The sequence below is a fragment of the Bacteroides ndongoniae genome, from assembly GCF_900108345.1.
Lineage (GTDB): Bacteria > Bacteroidota > Bacteroidia > Bacteroidales > Bacteroidaceae > Bacteroides > Bacteroides ndongoniae.
Genome location: NZ_FNVV01000014.1, coordinates 1,504,814 through 1,522,516 on the forward strand (window position 1 = coordinate 1,504,814; position 17,703 = coordinate 1,522,516).

Annotated in this window: 14 protein-coding genes and 1 pseudogene; 8 read left to right on the forward strand and 7 right to left on the reverse strand. The window is 43.6% G+C overall.

Annotated features, from left to right (window positions below; all coding sequences use genetic code 11):
* The first annotated feature begins 68 nt into the window (after window positions 1-68).
* Both BQ5591_RS17015 and BQ5591_RS17020 read left to right on the forward strand, forming a co-directional pair.
* Window positions 69-4,283 carry a DUF6531 domain-containing protein gene (locus BQ5591_RS17015; RefSeq protein WP_235817105.1) on the forward strand — a complete coding sequence of 1,405 codons (4,215 nt, stop codon included), beginning with the start codon at window positions 69-71 and terminating at the stop codon, window positions 4,281-4,283.
* A gap of 7 nt (window positions 4,284-4,290) precedes the next feature.
* Window positions 4,291-4,761 carry a hypothetical protein gene (locus BQ5591_RS17020; RefSeq protein WP_159434503.1) on the forward strand — a complete coding sequence of 157 codons (471 nt, stop codon included), beginning with the start codon at window positions 4,291-4,293 and terminating at the stop codon, window positions 4,759-4,761.
* A 302-nt stretch (window positions 4,762-5,063) separates the two neighbouring features.
* Here BQ5591_RS17020 and BQ5591_RS17025 read toward each other — a convergent pair.
* From BQ5591_RS17025 to BQ5591_RS17050, 6 genes and pseudogenes are all read right to left on the reverse strand, one after another.
* Window positions 5,064-5,968: pseudogene (locus BQ5591_RS17025) on the reverse strand (IS982 family transposase).
* Between the two features lie 207 nt (window positions 5,969-6,175).
* On the reverse strand, window positions 6,176-7,534 hold the full coding sequence (locus tag BQ5591_RS17030) for a transposase (RefSeq protein WP_071150232.1): 1,359 nt from the start codon (window positions 7,532-7,534) through the stop codon (window positions 6,176-6,178).
* A gap of 316 nt (window positions 7,535-7,850) precedes the next feature.
* Window positions 7,851-8,555 (reverse strand): hypothetical protein, encoded by a 705-nt coding sequence (locus BQ5591_RS17035; protein ID WP_071150233.1) that lies wholly within the window; start codon window positions 8,553-8,555, stop codon window positions 7,851-7,853.
* Window positions 8,556-8,660: 105 nt separating this feature from the next.
* Window positions 8,661-9,371: a hypothetical protein gene (locus BQ5591_RS17040; RefSeq protein WP_071150234.1), complete on the reverse strand. Its 711-nt coding sequence runs from the start codon at window positions 9,369-9,371 to the stop codon at window positions 8,661-8,663.
* 22 nt (window positions 9,372-9,393) lie between these two features.
* Window positions 9,394-9,852 carry a hypothetical protein gene (locus BQ5591_RS17045; protein WP_071150235.1) on the reverse strand — a complete coding sequence of 153 codons (459 nt, stop codon included), beginning with the start codon at window positions 9,850-9,852 and terminating at the stop codon, window positions 9,394-9,396.
* The gene (locus tag BQ5591_RS17050) at window positions 9,845-10,435 is read right to left on the reverse strand and encodes a Panacea domain-containing protein (protein ID WP_071150236.1); all 591 of its coding nucleotides are present in this window, start codon (window positions 10,433-10,435) and stop codon (window positions 9,845-9,847) included. Before BQ5591_RS17050 ends, BQ5591_RS17045 begins: the two co-directional genes overlap by 8 nt.
* A 219-nt stretch (window positions 10,436-10,654) precedes the next feature.
* On the opposite strand from BQ5591_RS17050, the gene BQ5591_RS17055 reads away from it, so the two are divergent.
* On the forward strand, window positions 10,655-11,095 hold the full coding sequence (locus BQ5591_RS17055; protein WP_071150237.1) for a hypothetical protein: 441 nt from the start codon (window positions 10,655-10,657) through the stop codon (window positions 11,093-11,095).
* Window positions 11,096-11,166: 71 nt separating this feature from the next.
* A complete protein-coding gene (locus BQ5591_RS17060) occupies window positions 11,167-12,516 on the forward strand; it encodes a hypothetical protein (RefSeq protein WP_071150238.1) in 1,350 nt (449 codons plus the stop codon).
* Window positions 12,517-12,518: 2 nt separating this feature from the next.
* Here BQ5591_RS17060 and BQ5591_RS17065 read toward each other — a convergent pair whose 3' ends face one another.
* Window positions 12,519-13,361, reverse strand: coding sequence for a hypothetical protein (locus tag BQ5591_RS17065; RefSeq protein ID WP_071150239.1), 843 nt, complete (start codon window positions 13,359-13,361; stop codon window positions 12,519-12,521).
* 425 nt (window positions 13,362-13,786) lie between these two features.
* Between BQ5591_RS17065 and tssD the strand changes: the two genes are divergently transcribed.
* The 4 genes from tssD (at window position 13,787) to BQ5591_RS17085 (ending at window position 17,688) form a co-directional block, all read left to right on the forward strand.
* Window positions 13,787-14,185: a type VI secretion system tube protein TssD gene (gene tssD, locus BQ5591_RS17070; RefSeq protein WP_071150226.1), complete on the forward strand. Its 399-nt coding sequence runs from the start codon at window positions 13,787-13,789 to the stop codon at window positions 14,183-14,185.
* Between the two features lie 106 nt (window positions 14,186-14,291).
* Window positions 14,292-16,058: a type VI secretion system Vgr family protein gene (locus tag BQ5591_RS17075; protein WP_071150240.1), complete on the forward strand. Its 1,767-nt coding sequence runs from the start codon at window positions 14,292-14,294 to the stop codon at window positions 16,056-16,058.
* Window positions 16,059-16,061: 3 nt separating this feature from the next.
* Entirely contained in the window at window positions 16,062-17,453 is a 1,392-nt protein-coding gene (locus BQ5591_RS17080; RefSeq protein ID WP_071150241.1) for a hypothetical protein, read from the forward strand.
* A complete protein-coding gene (locus BQ5591_RS17085; RefSeq protein ID WP_071150242.1) occupies window positions 17,404-17,688 on the forward strand; it encodes an immunity 17 family protein in 285 nt (94 codons plus the stop codon). Before BQ5591_RS17080 ends, BQ5591_RS17085 begins: the two co-directional genes overlap by 50 nt.
* Window positions 17,689-17,703 lie beyond the last annotated feature (15 nt).

The following is a 17,703-nucleotide window of genomic DNA, read 5'->3' on the forward strand; positions in this document are numbered from 1 at the left end:
AATCTTGGTGCTATGTCACAGAAGCATATATTCATTTACATAAACACTTTAAGTTAAAGAAACTTTCTATGTTGCTTGCGGACACACACATGACATCGGTTACGGGCGTGGACGTACATACAACCACCGTACCGCCCTACAATCCCATCCATCCCTACATAGGGATAGTGATTGACCCGGCCGACTACATTCCGTTTCTCGGGACAAACGTCACCATAAACGGAATGAAAAGAGGTGTGTCCGATACGAGCGGCATGCTGCTTACCATGTCGCATATCCCACTGGTGGGAGCCTTTACGATGGCACCCGTCATCGGACATGAAAGCATGAACTTTTTCTCATCACAGAGTGTATTCTCTGACGGCAGCCGCCTGAGTCCGAAAGGATACATGGTGATGACCTGTAACGACACGGGGCTTCCGCTGTCTGCCACCATGGGAAAAAGCAAGGCAGGAAAAAAGAAGCTGAAGCCTACGCTCTTCGCGCCGACATCATTCTCCATCCCCGCCCCGACGGGAAAGCCCGTATTTGTAGGCGGCCCATATATCCCGGACATCGGAGGGGCGGCCATGGGACTGCTTTCAAGCATCGGGTTCAGTTCCGTGCTGAAGGCCGCTGTAAAAAGCGGCAGCAAGATTGGCAAGAAGATACTGACAGAATTCAACCACAAGGTACTTAAAAGCAAGGTAATGCAGAAAGTGCCAGGCACAAAGAAACTGTCCGAAAAATTCTGTAAGATGGGCTTCGAGCCGGTCGATCTGGTAAGCGGCGTGGTGGTTTACGAAGGGCTGGACTTTCGTTTTCCTTCACCGGTGCCATTGTCTTGGGAACGGTCATGGTACTCAGACTCCCACTACACGGGATGGCTGGGGCACGGTGTGCATAGTATCTATGACCGTACCGTACAGGAACTGCCCGAAGACGATGCAGTGGCACTTCGCATGGAAGACGGACGGGCCGTGGCATTTCCGGCTATAGCTGAAGGCGAAGAATTCTACCTCCGTGAAGAACGAATCACCCTGAAGCATACAAAAACAGGATACGAGGCATACGACCAAGACACATGGATGACCTATGTGTTTGATATGCGCGAAGGTGACGGACTGCGTTTCCGCATGACAAAGGCGGTGAACCCGGACGGACTGGGTACCACAATAGGCTTCAGCAACGGAAAGCCGTCGGGAATGACAGATGCGACCGGAAGGCGCATCCGTATAGAAACAGAACGACGCGGCTTCATCACCCGGCTATCGCTTGAGACAGACAAGGGAACAGAGACACTGGTGGCCTACGACTATGACAGGGACGGAAACATGACGGCCATCACTGACGCACTCGGACAGACCACACGCATCATGTACGAGGGACATCTGATGACAGAAAAGACAGACCGCAACGGAGATACCTTCCACTGGGAATATGACGGCAAGGAACGCTGCGTGCATACCTGGGGCAAGGACGGCATTCAGGAGGGACGCATCGAGTACCATCCGGAAAAGGGCTACAACCTGGTGACCGATGCCACGGGTGGAGTAACCACCTACAGATATAGGCCGGACGGAATCGTCACTTCGGAAGAAGACCCTCTGGGCAACATCACCCGATATGAATATACCGAACATTCGGAACTGTATCGCGTAACCGATCCCGAAGGACGCGTAACAGGCTACAGCTATGATCCGGAAGGCAACCTCACTGGAGTGACACATCCTGACGGGACCGGTGAAATGTATGTATATGACGAACTGGGACGCCCCATAATACGGGTGGATGCAGAAGGGCACCGTACGCACCGGCTGTACGATGAGGAACGCGGACATCTGGTAGCCAGAACCATAGGACCAACCGGAGAGGTGACGGTCTTTGGATATGATGAACACGGAATGCTCGTCAGAATGACACAAGGAGACCGGGTAAGCGAACTGGCATACGACGAGCAGTACAACCTCGTTTCGTGGAACGAGAACGGCAAGACACTGCGACGGTGGGACTATGACCACAAGGGACAGGTGACTGCAGAACACTCGCCCATGCTCCGGCCTGACCGCTTCGAATACGATGCGCTGGGACGTGTCACACGCGTGTACGCACATGACGGCAACACGGTGGAACTGGGATATGACGCATACGACAGCGTGACGGAAGCACGGGATGCACACCGCCACGTAAGGATGACATACACTCCGCTGGGAAGCCTTGCCACACGTGCGGAAGGCGAATGTGAGGTAAAATTCCTTTATGACAGAATGGAAAGGCTGACGGACGTGGTGAATGAACGTGGCGACTCATACAGCTTCGTCCGTGACAAGGCCGGACAGGTATGCACGGAAAGGGGATTTGACGGCATGACGCGCAATTACATACGCAACCGTGCCGGAGAGACCGTACTTGTGGAACGCCCCGGAGGAAGAAGCACCGCTTACGAATATAACGCAAAGGGACGCGTGTGTACTGTATCATATCATGACGGCACGAAAGAGGAATACTCCTACGACAAGAACGGCAACCTGGTAATGGCGGCAAACGCATCGGCACGCATCCGGCTGGAGCGTGACGCGGCAGGACGCATCACCAGGGAAAGCATGGAACTGCCCGGAGGAGACACACCCGTGGAAGTGACCTCCGTGGAATCGGAATACGATGGCTACGGAAACCGCACAAGGGTACGGAGTTCGCTGGGCGCAGACGTGAGGCTGGACTATGACAGCTTCGGACTGGTAAGCGGAGTAAGTGCAAGCTGCGGCAAGGAAGCCAATCCCAAATGGGAAAGCGGCATCAGACGTGACGATGCCGGACGCGAGGTGGAACGCTTCGCCACGGGAGGAATACGCATAGCCACGGACTATGACGACACGGGAATGGTGCGCTCGCGCCACGTGTATTCAGGCGGAAGGCATACGGGATTCCGCAGCTACAGATGGGATGTGGGCGCAAGGCTGATGTCGATGCGCTGCAACCTGTCGGCAGAACCGGTAATCTTCGACTACGACTCGGTGGGAAACCTCATACGGGGAGAATACGGTATGTTCGACCGCATCTTCCGCACACCCGACCTGGTGGGAAACATCTACCAGGACGAGAACCGCAGAGACCGCACCTACGACAGGGGCGGACGGCTGCTAAGCGACGGCGAGTTCCACTACAGCTATGACTGCGAGGGGAACCTCGTATGCAAGAGCCGGAGAAATCTGACAGAAGCGCCAAAGGCACAGGCAAAGCACGGATTCTTGGGTATCTTCTCGGGAAGTGAGAAAGCAAAAGCAGACGATGCACAGGCATGGCAGCCGGGAGACACCTGCTACACGTGGCTGGCCAACGGTATGCTGGAAAGCGTCATCACACCGGAAGGAAAGACCGTAACCTTTGAGTATGACGCATTGGGCAGACGCACGGCAAAGACCTCTGACGGAACGGCAAGGATGTTCTGCTGGGACGGCAACGTGTTGCTGCATGAATGGGACTGCAGGGAGAACGAACGGCCACGGCTTGTGACGGACGACATGGGAAGGGAGAGTTATGACCATAAGGTGACATTTGAAAATGTCATTACATGGGTGTATGACGGACAGAACTTCACGCCCGTAGCCAAGGTGACGGAACAGGAACGGTACACGATTGTGCATGACTATCTGGGAACGCCTACGCAGGCATACGATAGCAAGGGAAAGCTTGTTTGGGAAATGCTGCTGGACGTGTACGGAAACGCGAAAGAATATTCAGGAGAAAAATGCTTCATTCCGTTCTGTATGCAAGGAATGTACGCTGAAAGCGAACTTGATGGGCTGTACTACAATCGTTTCCGCTGGTATGATTCTAATACTGGCAATTATTTATCGCAAGACCCCATAGGGCTTGCAGGGAATAATCCGACACTGTATGCTTATGTTTTTGATATAAATAGTCAGGTTGATGTATTTGGACTAGCGAAAGGCGATATTTTAACAGAGGGCACAGTATATAGAGCTGGTGGAAATACTTTAAATAACTATACTCCATCATTACCGAAAGATATAGAAGGACTTTCCACATTTTCAAGTACTGATGTCTTAAAACAAAGATTACCAAATGTAAAGAAAGCTCAAGTTTTAGATTTATCTAAATTAGGCAGTGATTTGATAGCAGTTGATGACGGTGGAGGACACATTAGTATTAAACCAAAAAATGATCCTGATAAAGTTAAAATAACCGAATGGGGTAACTTAAAGGGTAAAGAAGGTGTTCCTAATCCATTAGCGGAACAAGTTCAACAAGCAAGAACAGATTCAGTCAAAATTTGTCATTAAAATGGTTATGGGTAAGAAGCTAAGCAATATTGTAAGTCTTGGAGAATGGAGTGAACTATTCATAAAACCAACATTAGCACATATAAATTCAGCAATTAAGAATTTTAATATGGATAATGTTGCGTATTCGAGAATAGAAGTAGATTTAAGAGAAGATATATATAATTGGAATATAAGTACTGTATGTAATAAGGCTTGGAAGAAATCAGAAGAAGATTGGATAGATGAAATTATATTATCCATTGAAATCAGGTTGGAGCAATCTCAAATAAAACTCTATGCAGATATTTCTTTTGGAAATGGAGAAATTATATTTGAAATTTGTCCTGTTTCAATGCTATATAAGAATAATTTAAGAATAATTGATTTTGAAGAGAACTTTAATACACCATTAAAATTATTTAGTTCGAGAAGTATTGATTACATTCATAATGCTTTATTAGTCATTCAAGAAAAATCTATAAATAATAACGAATAATCTTATATAAGTATAAAACATGGTAATACAATGATTAAAAAATCACCTTCTCCCCAAAAGTTATCAACAGGTATTTTAATTGTTTTCCCTGTCTTCTTCTGTTGGTTTTAAGGGATTAGCTTTCCCTTTGTGCTTAGTACATATTTGTTCGTTTTTTCTCCCCGTATGATAATTGAGGGATTGGGGGCTTTCTTTTTCAGGGAAACAAACAGGTGTTAAGTGGTTAAAACAACTATCGGGAACGGGCTATAAGGATAGGGAACAAAAAGGCTATTCTAATACAACGTGAATTCGATATAAAATCAAAAGATAGGAAGTTGCCCGTCATTGATAAAATTAACATCAATGGCGGGTTTCTTCTCAAAGAAGCAGTATGCTGCAATAGCCGACTAAGAGTTAGCAATAAAATTGTTGAAGGAACGGTGTCTGGAGTGCTCTATCTGTGCTATGTTCTTCAATTCATCATTGACAGTTTCAATCAAAGCTCTTTTTCTAAGCAGAATCTTGCCGGCTATACTCATTAGGGTATTCTTCATGTTATTTTTAACTTTAGTGAAAAGCTGTATGCCGTTAAGAAAAAGGTTTTCGAATAGAGCCTGACCGATATATCCCTTGTCTGCACATAGTTTTCCTTTGATGTTTTCCAGGAACTTTCCCCTTTTCAACGGTTCCCGATCATCCACATTCTCGGGAGTAAACATGGAATTGAGGATTTCACCTTTGTCATTAATAATCAGATGAATCTTAAATCCGAAAACCATCCCATAGAACATTTTTCACGTTCAGCAAGTCCTTCGAATGTCTTATAAATCAATATTCTCTGATTACGGCAAACATATAAGGGAGTGGAATCAACAAAGCTGATGCCGGTACAGGTCCCTAACAGTACTTTCTTGATGAAAATGGTTAGGGGAAGCAGTACTTCCTTTTCCAGTTCAACAAAACGGTTGTAGGACACCTGACACGGAAATAGGTTTTTCAGATGTTTGCAGATATACTCCTTGTAATAATGCTTGAAGCAACGAAAACCACCGGAATGAAACAGGATAAGAATCACTATAACTTCAGCATCGCTCATGCGGTTTGGTTTGTTTCGTTGCTTGGTATTCTTATCTTCAATCATATATTTTTCCTGTTGCAACGCAAATTCCTTGCAAAAATCATCGGCCATACAATAAATCTCTGTAATTTTAGACTCTGCGAACATAGTGGTAATCGTTTAAATGTTATAATTAGGGATATTCAGTAAATGTCCCCAAAATAAGATGGCATATGAAATGATTATGGTCTATCATCTTCATATGCCATTTTTTATTGTCATTTTTCCATGTATTCTTACATAATTCTATCCGTCAGGACATGACACTTCTGAAGAAGCCAGATGACCTCTTCCGATTCCGTCAGTAAAATCATATCATGCCGCTTTAACCGCCCTGTTCCTAATCTTGTCAATCATCAGTACGGCATTTGCCGTATGTATTCCGAAGAAAATCCACAGGATTTCCGTCCTCCTGTTCCGTGCCTTTACCCTGGAGAGCGAGTAATGCTGCTTCTGTGTGCCGAAGCTTCCTTCAAGCCGGGTGGCCCTTTCTTTGGAGAGTTCACTTCTGAGAACCTTCCTCAAGGATTCATCCCTGGCCGCCCTTCCCTTGCGTACGAAGGACGTGGATATTCCGTATTTCGTGCAGAACCTCCTGTTGGCGTTATTGGCATATATGGAATCGGCAGCCACGCATCTTACCCTCACGTTCATGAGCTTCTGTTGCATGCGGATACAGTCCTTCAGGCGTATACCCTCGTTGAAAGCCTTGAACGAGAGGTGTTCGATGAACGATATGCCGTCTATCTGTATGTTGTTTACCTTCGCACCGAACTCAACGGATTTCGTTTCCTTTCCTCTGACGATGGGATGCACATAATGACGGTCAATACTGACGATGCGGTCACTGACCTTCCGGCCTTCAAACATTTCCTTCTCCTGTACAAGAACCTTTCTGATGATGGAAATTCGCTTCCGGTAATCCTGAGTATACCGGAGTGAGGCTCCATACTCCCTGTGAATTCCATCCCTCTGCATAAGGAGTTTTTCAAGGAGTCTGATCATACGGCGCTTGAGCATCCTTGTCCTTGATGCCTTTCTCTTTCTTTTCTTACAGTAGGACAGATAAGCCTTGGCAACATCATCATATTTGTTGCGGGGACGTCTTATGCCCAGATTCCTGCAATGACGGCACATATGCCTGTAGAGCCATTCGAGGCTTTCCCAGAGGAGTTTCATGTCTGTGGGGAAACGCATGTGGCTTTCGTAGCATGTGGCATCGGTCATGCACACGTGAAGGTTTTCAAGATACGGCTTCCAGTGTGTGGCCAGCACTTCCTGAAGGGATTCAATGTCAAGACGGGATGCCATCTCATTACGGATGGCACTGACTATCTTGTAGTTGGTTATGGGAAAGGACGGGTCTATCATGATTCCGCAGAACATCTGGTAGTGTATGTTGACGTTCAGATGTTCCACCAGCTGTTTGTCGGAGAATCCGGTGTATGCCTTCAGGACCATGAGAGCAATCTTTGCCGCAGGGCTGAAGATGTTCCTGCGTCCCAGTCGCTGTTCCGACAGGCCCAAGGCTTTTGCCATACGCTCAAACGGAAACACCGAGTGAAGCCTGCCAAGCTCACTCTCGTTAAAACTCTTGCGGTATTTTTCCAGAATATCAAATTCTGTAAAGCCCAAAGTAGGGTGAATTTCTGAAATATTTTGTATCTTAGCCATATCTTAGTTGGGGAATTTCCCCCGTTTTGGCTGCCAAACCTTATTTGCGAGGGAATACCTAAAGATACAAAAAAGCCAACTAATTCGCAACACTTTGTGTATGAATTAGTTGGCTAATTTTATACTATTTACTGAATGTCCCTAATTAGACACTATAAATTTAACACTTTACTACTATATTCCTATTTTTCAATAGATTATATTTATTCTTATATCGAACTCACGTTAGTATAAAAAGCCTATTTTATAATGTTTCACTGATGATTTTCGTTGACTTATTCTACAATTTAGGATAGAGCTAAAATACAAAACAAATTTAATATTTATATCTCAGCCGACGTTCTTCAATAATCTTACGCAAAACTTGAGATTTATTATATAACTTAAGAAAAAAATCCTCTAGACCAAACTCAAAAGTAATTGAATCTGTATTTTGTTGTGATTCCTGTTTTGCCTGTTGTCGTAATATTAAAAAGGGAAGCATCGCCATAATAGGCTGAGAAAAATCGCATTGTTCAATCTCAGATATAGCAGCAACATATTCTGAATCAAGCTGAGAATAGAGTGGTTTGACACCATTAATAAATGAGCGATAAGTCTTTTCAACGGAAACAATATACCCAAGCCAGTTTTTTGCTTTTATTTTCCCTTGAGAATCAATATCATTGAGAGTTGAATCATCATAACATCTTGTAGAAGAAAGAATATCCTTAATCAACTTTTCATTCAGGTTCTCCCTCTTAATATCCATTCCTTGCTTCTTTGCCATATCAAAGAATATCCGTTCGATATTCGTAACTATTGCCATAGCCGGAAAGTCAGAAACCTTATAAACAGTCCTTGCCTTCTTTACTTCAGGATAATGAACTGTTATGAGGTAGAATATGTAGGCGGCAATGAACGACAGTCCGACTCCATAAAAGAATTTTCCACAAGCAACAAAGAACTGGCAGGGAGCAGGAATATCAAAAAGCCACATATCCAAACAAAAAACAAGGATGACAGAAACCAAAGTCAACATGTTTAATGTCTGATTCAAAGTCTTGACAAAAACAATCCAAAAGTTATTCATAAATATATAAAACCAATAATCAATTTAAAATATATCAGTAAGTTTATTACAATATTACGGAGTCAGACCTGAAATCAATGATTGATAAAGTTCCCTTTTTTCTCCTTCCTGAACAAATAATTCAAGGAACCGAAACATAGCATCCTGAAACTCCACAATATTAGCATTCAATAATTCCTTGAAATCTATATCTTCACATTCCTCTATATTATCCCAATCTGCAATCCTATAATCAATAACGGAACAGAATTTACCTTTCTCGATAGAGAAGAAATAAGAGTCGAAGGCAATAGATATATTGTGACATGCAGCCTTGTTAATATCTTCTTTAACACGTTGTAAAAAAGACGGAAAGTTTGAAATTTCCTTTATTTTGTTCTTATAAAAATACTGCTCAGCCTTAGAATCTATCCTTTCAGAAGATAAACAAGGAATAGAATTATCCCTTAAGCAAGCCAGGAGTTCATCTGTTTCTGTCTTAACACTATTAGGAGATACAAAACATAGATTATTACTATTCAAATCCTCTGTAACCAATACAGACTTGCCATCCAGAGAAACCACTTCCAAAAACGATGTGGTAGGAATATCTAAAGCTTTGATAAGCTGATATTTCTTTATACTGCCTTTTATGACCATATCAACAAAACCTTTAGACTCCTTGACAATCACAGATGAACAGTCCTGCAACAGGCATCTATATACTTTCCAATTGCCTCCCTCACCAATACCCTCTTTGGCCACAATATTATTTAAATCAATCATAGAGATTTACATAAGTATACGTCTAATCTTGCAGTATTCTTCTGAACTTATTCTTCACCATTTTGCTTTCTGACAGGCAAGCGATAAGATTATTAAAAACACCTTCATCCAATGTACCTATTTTTTCAATAGAAGTCTGCGCCATACGCTCCTGTAAATCCAGCTGTCCAGCCGGATAGGTATCAAGATCGGAGCCATAAATAAAAGTATTCTCATCAAACGCAAAAGGTGTACCGTCATCCTTAACAGCCACATTCTCACCAGCCATAAACACAAAAATATTCAGCATCCTCTCCGGAATGTTCAAGCATCCATACTTAACCTCCAAATCTGATGGTACATGGTCTTTAGATGTAGGCAAACTGGCAAGCAAAATATCACTTTCCATTTTTTTAAGCACAAGGAAAAACTTGTTCTGCGGCTCAGCTCCGTTCTTGAACAAAAAAGGACGGAAAAACAACAAATTACCTTCTTCAAACATGGGATTCCGCATTTAAGAGGTTAGCTGTCTGCCGTATATTCAAACTCTCGCGATAATCCTCTGCCGCACAATCAGTCATTGCTTCAGTAAAGTCGATCTGCCGGTCGGAGTTGTTGCATTCATGCTTATTGAATGCTTCCAGCAATCCCGTGCGAGCAGCCACCCGATACCAAAGAGTACCCTCCTTGTGTGTCTCTGCAACCAAGTCGGAAGCAGTCATATTGCCATATTTTGCCAGTATCTCGTCCATCATCTCTATCTCACATTCTGAGAATTCGCTGTCATCAAAATCTGCTACCGCCTCAATGAAGGTACCGCCATCCTTGAAATCTGTCTTTACAAAAGACTTCAGAAGATACGGGCCGTCCGAAAGGTCAACGAAAACATCCTTCGCTACAGGGCCTGCCTGCCATACCTCAAACGGAATACCAATGAAAGGGACATGATATTTCAACGCCATACGTTCCTCCATCAGATACAAAAGTTTCAACAGCTTTGTCTTGCTGAGACTGGATGTATGACGCGCAATATATATAATCGCATTACCAAGTTTCTGTTTAGTAGATTCAGAGAATTTGCACATAATCAATGTATTTTGGTTACAAAGATAGCCTTTTACCTGAAAACAACCAAGAAAACAGGCTATTAACTGTTCTAATGTACGTTGGCACATGTAGTCAAACAAACACTAAAACCGTTTGAGACAGAGGCAAACAAATTAAATATTGAAAAATCAGTCCCCACACACCCGTAATCCATTAATTATTCTCTATCTTTGTCTATAAGAAAACAACTTCAAATAATGAAAGAATCCATAATCATCAAAAACTTAGGCCCACTTAAAGAAGTGGAAATAAGATATATCAAGCCACTGACCGTATTTATCGACAAGTCTGTCAGCTGTAAGAGTACAATCATGAAGATTATTGTACTCATGAGATACATCTACAAAATGGTGAATATCCGATTCTATCTGAAGAATGCGAAGATTACCCGTCCACCATTCAAACTGCGTTTCAACTCGCTGCTTCAGGACGGATTGGAAAGCATGATAACAGCAGAGACCGAGATATCCTGTCCTATGCCAACAAAACTTTGCAGTCAGACATCAACAAGCCCAACAACGATCTGGTATTCTTCAAGGAATCGTATGTATCAAGAACACTACACGAAATCATTACAGGCTTTCCGGAAACCACAGAAAATATTCGCCAATATCCGGGCTCATGATTTACTGACATGACTTTGTCTTTGAACAAAGAATATACAATAACGAGTACAAAGTTTGCTAAAACAATAGAAATATAATCCGATATGATAAATAACGAACATAATCCGATAGCTATCAGAGTAGGCTATATACAGAATCTTTGGATGGAGAAAAGGCAAGAATGTCCAGATGCAAAGGTATATTGTCTAACTTGTAATCAGGAAGACTACCCACTAGTGGAAGGATTTATCCGTCTGGAAGGATCTGCTTACGGAAAAAGCAGTGACATTATTCTTGCATTCATGACGGATTATGAATCGCCAAAGGCATTATATGCTTTTCTGATAACTGAATGGATTACGTCCTTTGAGACTGATATGAAAAAATACCCGGAATGGAAATGGACGGACTTCGAACAACTGAAACAGGAAGCAAAAGAACTGAACTATGACGATATTGACGAAATGAAATCATTTTATGTCCGTCTGGTAACCAGTTTCAAAACCTTTGCCGGAATCACGGATAATATACTGGGTATAACAGTCGTTGTTTACAAAATAGCAGATGTGGAATCACTAAACAAGTGCATAAAGGAACTGGCGGAGATTCTTCCAACCCAGTCCAGTCTGATATTAACAGACTATAACGGCCGAGAAATATACAAACCACTGCTAGAGAAGCTTAAGGAAAAGGCGTGCCTGATTAAAATACCTAACCAGAATATGTCAGGAGCCTACAAGGAAATAGCCACACAAGGAGACCCTCATGATCCACAAGTGAGATATAGAAAATGCCTATTTGAACTGGGAGAAGCTGCAAATGCAGGCAAAAAGCAGGAAGTGAAAAATTTGGGAGAAGAGCTTGTGGATATATGCCGTGAAATTGGAGGAACGGTAATGTGGGCTTCAGCCTATCTGATTTATGGAGGATTCATGCTGAGTTTCAAAAGCGAATCTGCCTTCACTCATAAAATACTAGATAGAGGAATCAGCATTGTACAAACGGCTAAAGAAGAAACCAAGGAATGCAACCAGATTCTGATACAGCTATATGACTATAAGGGTATCGCATTCAATCTTTCAAGAGATACCAAACAAGCTGTAAAATGCTTCCTTAAAGGAGCTGAAATTGCCAAGAAAGAGGAATTGAAATCCATAGCAGTCAACCAATATGGCTATGCACTGCTTGCCGCACTTAAAAAAGACAGGCTTTTTTATGAACCAATCCTTACAGAAGCCTTTGAATACGGATATGCACTTGATGACAATGAACTGAAAACCGTAAACCTTTCTTTCATTGCAAGCACCTACATTGATAAAATATATTCTCTGGATGGAAAAGAACGTGAAGAAATAGCAAGACGGATGGAAAACCTTTATGGCGAAGACTGGCAGGCAGACTCAAAAGAACTGTCTGCTAAAATAGAACGGGAATACCAACTACCGAAAGCATAATTCTATCGTCCTTCAATATCATCCAGAATATCATATAATGCAATTTCCGTAAGTATTTGAATATTATTATCTTGTCTTAATTTTTCCCAAACCGAGCGGTCAGCCCCTTTTCCGAGAACAACCATATCGGCTGTATAAGAAAATGAAAACAAGTTAATGGCTCCGAACTTATGCAGTTTGGAAAGCAAGACATTGATATCCGGATATCGGGAAAAAATACCGGAGATAAAAATATGCTTATGATAAAATATTGTATTCCTGTTTGTAATCTCATGATCCGGAAGCAAATTATACAAATCCTCCTTACCCATTGAAAAAAGTTCCCAAGCATCGCACAATTCATTTGAAGACAGCCTATGAGCCTGCCCGACTTTCATATACAATCCGGCACAGGCACGTGCCTTATCAAGCAAAGAACAATCAGCTTTCAGCTTAATCTTGTAGCACTCACATGATTCCTCCAACTCCTCTCCCGGCATACGGGAAATACAAAAAAACTCATTAGTAAAAAAAGAGGTGCTCTCAGCGCCAAAGAATCTACAGTTTTTACGCAACCGTACAATTACTTTCTCATCGTAAACCACAACCTTACAATTACCTGTAAATATTTCCATCAAACGTAACACTTCCGGGAACTCCGGTGCATTGGCATACTTACTACCACCAAATACGGAGAGAAACGTGTCCAGCATGTTTCCTTTACCGGCAACTGGTCTGATAAGCGAATTGAGCTCCTGCACTATTACAGAATTAATCACCTTCACCATAGCAACAGAACATATTGCGGCATGATTGAAAGTAAAAGACTCTGTACATAGAGCCACGAATGTATTGTTCTCTTTCATATATTTCCAAAATTTCAGATTGTGACATTTGCAAATCTATTGTTTTTTATCTGAACTACAAATTATCCGTTATAGTTTTGCCAAAGAAACAATAATGTTCAAAGAAAAAGAGCAAAACATAATACTACAACAAGATAAATCCATATAATATAAGATTACAAAAAAACTTTTTCTAAAAAAATCGGAGAAATATTTGGATATATGATTTTATTTCCCTATAATTGCGATTGACAAAGATGATGTTTTATTTTTCTTCTTCTTTTTCCACAAATAAAACAGAAATCGTCTGGAAGAACCGGAGGAAATTTCAAAAGATCGTTTTTGAAGTTTTCTCTTTTTTTGTTTTCTGACGGAAGACGACAGGATTCAGAAAAGGGAAACGGAGTCATTCAAATTTATTGTTAAACTTTTAAATTCTATCAATTATGGCATCATTTAGAGCTACATTGGAATTTGCAGGAAAAGAGTATGACGTACTGCACTCTGAGTATGAATTCAGTCGTACAACAGACGCGAAGGGAAAACCATCCTCAAACATCCAGGGAGGACGTGTTTCGGTAGTTATCGAATCAACTGACGACACTGCGACCATCGAAGCCATGCTGAACAGCCAGTTCAAGCAGGTGGAAGGAAAAATCGTGTACAAGAAGATTGAAGAGGATGCTAAGATGAAGGAAATCGAGTTCAAGAACGCCTACATCGTACACTACAAGGAAACTCTTGACGTGAACAACGACGTGCCGATGACCATCGCACTCACATTCTCCGCTGAGCTTATCAATGTGGGCAACGCTGCGCTTGACAACAGATGGCCGAAAAACTAAACGCTCCGGGGCAACGCCCCTAAGCGGAATGTAAGATATTGCCGCTTGAAGGGCTCAATCCGTCAAGCGGCAATTTTATTTATTCACCTAAAAAATCATTGCCGTTATGCTTGAGCAGAAGATGACAACCGTCAATATTGATGATGTTCCTCTTCCTTCCTTTTTTCAGGTTGTGTTGAAACAGTGCATCAATGATCATCATTATTTTGAAGTTCACATGGATATAGAGTCCGGTGAATTTTACAAGACTCATACGCTTGACAACAGCATGAACTGGATAGGCAAGCAAGCGGAAATCCTTTTGGGCGGCAACAGCTTCAAAGGAATAGTGACACATGTGGGACTGCACCGCTCGAAAGGCAATCACGGCTATCTGCTTATCCAGGGGTATTCATTGACCTTCCTCCTTGAAACAGAACTAAACTGTGCTTCGTGGACCAATACCACGCTATTCAGCATAGTAAAGGAAATATGCGACAGGGCCGGTGTGCCTTGCGCCATCAAGCCGGAATATACAGCTGACATAGAATACGAATGCCAGTATATGGAAAGCGACTTCGACTTTATCCGCAGGCTGGCCAGACAATATCACGAATGGCTGTATTATGACGGGAAACAACTTGTATTCGGCAAGCCTGACAAACTGCCATCAGCCATACCACTGAGCTACGGACGCGAAATATCCGACCTGAACATCGGAATCCAGACGCTTGCCCGCCTGGTAGAGGGAAACTCATACGACTCCGCCAACGGCAAATTCAGCAAAGGTGCCGCTTCCAATGTTCCTACCGGCATGAACATGCTGGGACAAACAGCTTTTGACGCATCTGTCAAACTCTTCAAATCGAAAGCATTCCAACATACGGAAATCAGGGTTGCCAACGACAGTCAGGCAGAAAACCATTTCCAAAAGAAACAGCAGAGCGATGCCTCGCCTTCACACTATATATCCTGTGAAACGGACTGCAACCGGATAACACTCGGCAGCGTAGTGGAAATACAAACCGCAATCCAGAACTTCCAATTTGATTTTATTGAAAAGACTTTAGGTGAATATTTCATCACTGAAATTACCCATATAGCCGGAACCGGAGAAAGCTATAACAACAACTTTACCGCACTCTACTCGCAGACAACAAGTCTTCCTGCCCCGGAAGTACCTCTACCCGTGGCACAGACACAGCAGGCGGTAGTGATAAGCAACGATGACCCCAAGAAACAGGGACGCGTACAGGTAAAGATGAACTGGCAGGGCGATGGCATGACAACCTCATGGATACGTGTCATGACTCCTGATGCCGGAATAAGCAATAAAGTATCAACCAACAGAGGTTTTGTCTTCATTCCGGAAAAGGACGACATCGTACTGGTTGGATTCCGGTATGACGACCCGAAACGTCCGTTCGTAATGGGCAGCCTGTTCAACGGGAAGACAGGAACAGGCGGTGACAGCGGCAACAAGAAAAAGAGCCTGACCACCCGGAGCGGATGTACCCTCACCATAGATGATGACGAAGGCAGCATCACCATGACGGATCAGGCCGGCAACAGCTATGCCGCCGACGGAAAAGGAAACATCAAGATTTCCGCATCCAAATCCATCATGCTGTGCGTAGGCAATACCAGCATTGAACTGGACAGCGAAGGAAACATCAAATCCTCCGCAGAAGCCCAGATTACGGAAACGGCCGCCAACGAAATAACGCAGACTGCAAAAACAATAAACAGCAGTGCCGAAGAAGCATATAACATAAAAGGAAGTGACGTGACCGCTACGGGAAGCAAAACGGCAACCCTTTCGGGTACCACGCAGGCAACCGTGGACTCCAGCGGAACAACCGCCATAGCAGGTACAATCGTAAAACTGAACTGACCTATGAGCAATGCCATACAACAAATAGCGGACAATATGCTCCACCTTTGGGAGAATACCGTGACACAACCGGTAAAGATGATACGCATTGTCATCAATCCGGGTGACGAAACCATGCTCAAGGCCTTCTATGACTACATGCTGGCCATCGACAGCGAAGAAGAAGACATGGTCTTCATCATCACTCTCCCATTTACATCCGCAATGGAGTTCAGCAAAGATGTACTGCAATATATCAGCAAACAAATAGAGTACTGGAACAACTCCAAGAAGCCTGAAGACATCATTTTTGAAAAAGTGGAATGGCAGGCTAACGACAGCTCCATAAATAGCGGAAATGCAGCCCAGACAGTAGTGGAAAATCTCAACCGGCTGACCCGTGAACTTGTCAACGGTACCGACATGAAATGCAGCTTCATTTTCGATCTGGAAGGCACTGCGGACTATGAAGGATGCCGGCAATGGTTCAATCAGGCACTCTCCCAACCATTTGACAAACAGATGGTATGGGGAACCGGAGATATCACCGGCCAGGAACAATTCGGAAAACTCATGACGACCTATCCGAAGGAAACGGTTTCCATCTATCCTCCGATAGATATGGACGGGGCAACCGAAAAACTGGCAGAACAAGCAGCCAACGAAGATCGGAGCGATCCTGCCGCCTCAGAATTCAGACTGGCACTGACCAGACTCATGAGCAGCGTCAAGAAAGGAGACGCTGCCCAAACAGACCTATACGCACGCAAATGCCTCGATATGGCACTTGCCAATGTAAAAAAAGACATGAACTGGCTGAGCCAGTTCGTAACAGTATATACCATCCTATATACAGACCGCATTAATCATAAGGATCTGGACATGGCTCTGTATTTTGCCAACAAAGCGGTAGAAGCGGCAAGGATGGGAGAAGGAAAGCTAGACCCGTCTCTTTCGGGACGTCTTCTCGGCAGCTCGCTTGTAGGGAAAGCATCCATACAGATACGGAAATCCGCATGGAACGATGCCGCAGAAACCTACCGGATGGGGGCAGACGCCTATGCAAACTGCAAGGATTACCTCATGCAGGCAGAAACACTGAGAATGTGCGGGTGGTGCCGGGAGAAAGCATACGATACGGAAAGAGCCACGGAGTGCTACATTGAGGGATTCCGACTGGCAGACAAACTGTCGTCAGACCTGATAAAGCATTCGTCTTACCCTTTGCTACTGCTCAAGCTGCTGGAAAGCCGGAAACGCCAGCCGTCAGTCAGCAATGAGGAAATCAACTCCGTGCTGAGCCGTGTTATCGGCAAAGACTGGGAGGACTTTCTGTATGAATACAAACGAAATCTAGGAAAATATCATGGAATGGATCAACAAAATATGGACGACCCTTCAGCAAATGTTCAGTGAAGGCCCAGGGTACATCAAGGAAAACCCGAAATCGGGCTACCTTGTAGTCATCCTGATTCTGCTGATATGGCTGACAGGACTGATACTGGACTGGAAATGGACCTATGCCCGCCCCGGAAGCTGGGGAGGGAACTTCTGGCTTGACCTGCTGGGGCCAAACGGATTCCGTTTCTGGCTCGGAGTTATCGTAGTGCTGTCCATACTATTGTCGGCCTATCTGTTTTTCAAAACTTGAACCCACTCTAAAAAC

Bases quoted from the DNA above. Each gene is read 5' to 3' on its own strand.
- BQ5591_RS17015 (WP_235817105.1), top strand. From the start codon at position 69: ATGTTGCTTGCGGACACACACATGACATCGGTTACGGGCGTGGACGTA.
- BQ5591_RS17030 (WP_071150232.1), bottom strand. From the start codon at position 7,534: ATGGCTAAGATACAAAATATTTCAGAAATTCACCCTACTTTGGGCTTT.
- BQ5591_RS17080 (WP_071150241.1), top strand. From the start codon at position 16,062: ATGAGCAATGCCATACAACAAATAGCGGACAATATGCTCCACCTTTGG.
- BQ5591_RS17045 (WP_071150235.1), bottom strand. From the start codon at position 9,852: ATGTTTGAAGAAGGTAATTTGTTGTTTTTCCGTCCTTTTTTGTTCAAG.
- BQ5591_RS17060 (WP_071150238.1), top strand. From the start codon at position 11,167: ATGATAAATAACGAACATAATCCGATAGCTATCAGAGTAGGCTATATA.
- BQ5591_RS17040 (WP_071150234.1), bottom strand. From the start codon at position 9,371: ATGATTGATTTAAATAATATTGTGGCCAAAGAGGGTATTGGTGAGGGA.
- BQ5591_RS17020 (WP_159434503.1), top strand. From the start codon at position 4,291: ATGGGTAAGAAGCTAAGCAATATTGTAAGTCTTGGAGAATGGAGTGAA.
- BQ5591_RS17065 (WP_071150239.1), bottom strand. From the start codon at position 13,361: ATGAAAGAGAACAATACATTCGTGGCTCTATGTACAGAGTCTTTTACT.
- BQ5591_RS17075 (WP_071150240.1), top strand. From the start codon at position 14,292: ATGCTTGAGCAGAAGATGACAACCGTCAATATTGATGATGTTCCTCTT.
- BQ5591_RS17055 (WP_071150237.1), top strand. From the start codon at position 10,655: ATGAAAGAATCCATAATCATCAAAAACTTAGGCCCACTTAAAGAAGTG.
- BQ5591_RS17035 (WP_071150233.1), bottom strand. From the start codon at position 8,555: ATGTTGACTTTGGTTTCTGTCATCCTTGTTTTTTGTTTGGATATGTGG.
- tssD (WP_071150226.1), top strand. From the start codon at position 13,787: ATGGCATCATTTAGAGCTACATTGGAATTTGCAGGAAAAGAGTATGAC.
- BQ5591_RS17085 (WP_071150242.1), top strand. From the start codon at position 17,404: ATGGAATGGATCAACAAAATATGGACGACCCTTCAGCAAATGTTCAGT.
- BQ5591_RS17050 (WP_071150236.1), bottom strand. From the start codon at position 10,435: ATGTGCAAATTCTCTGAATCTACTAAACAGAAACTTGGTAATGCGATT.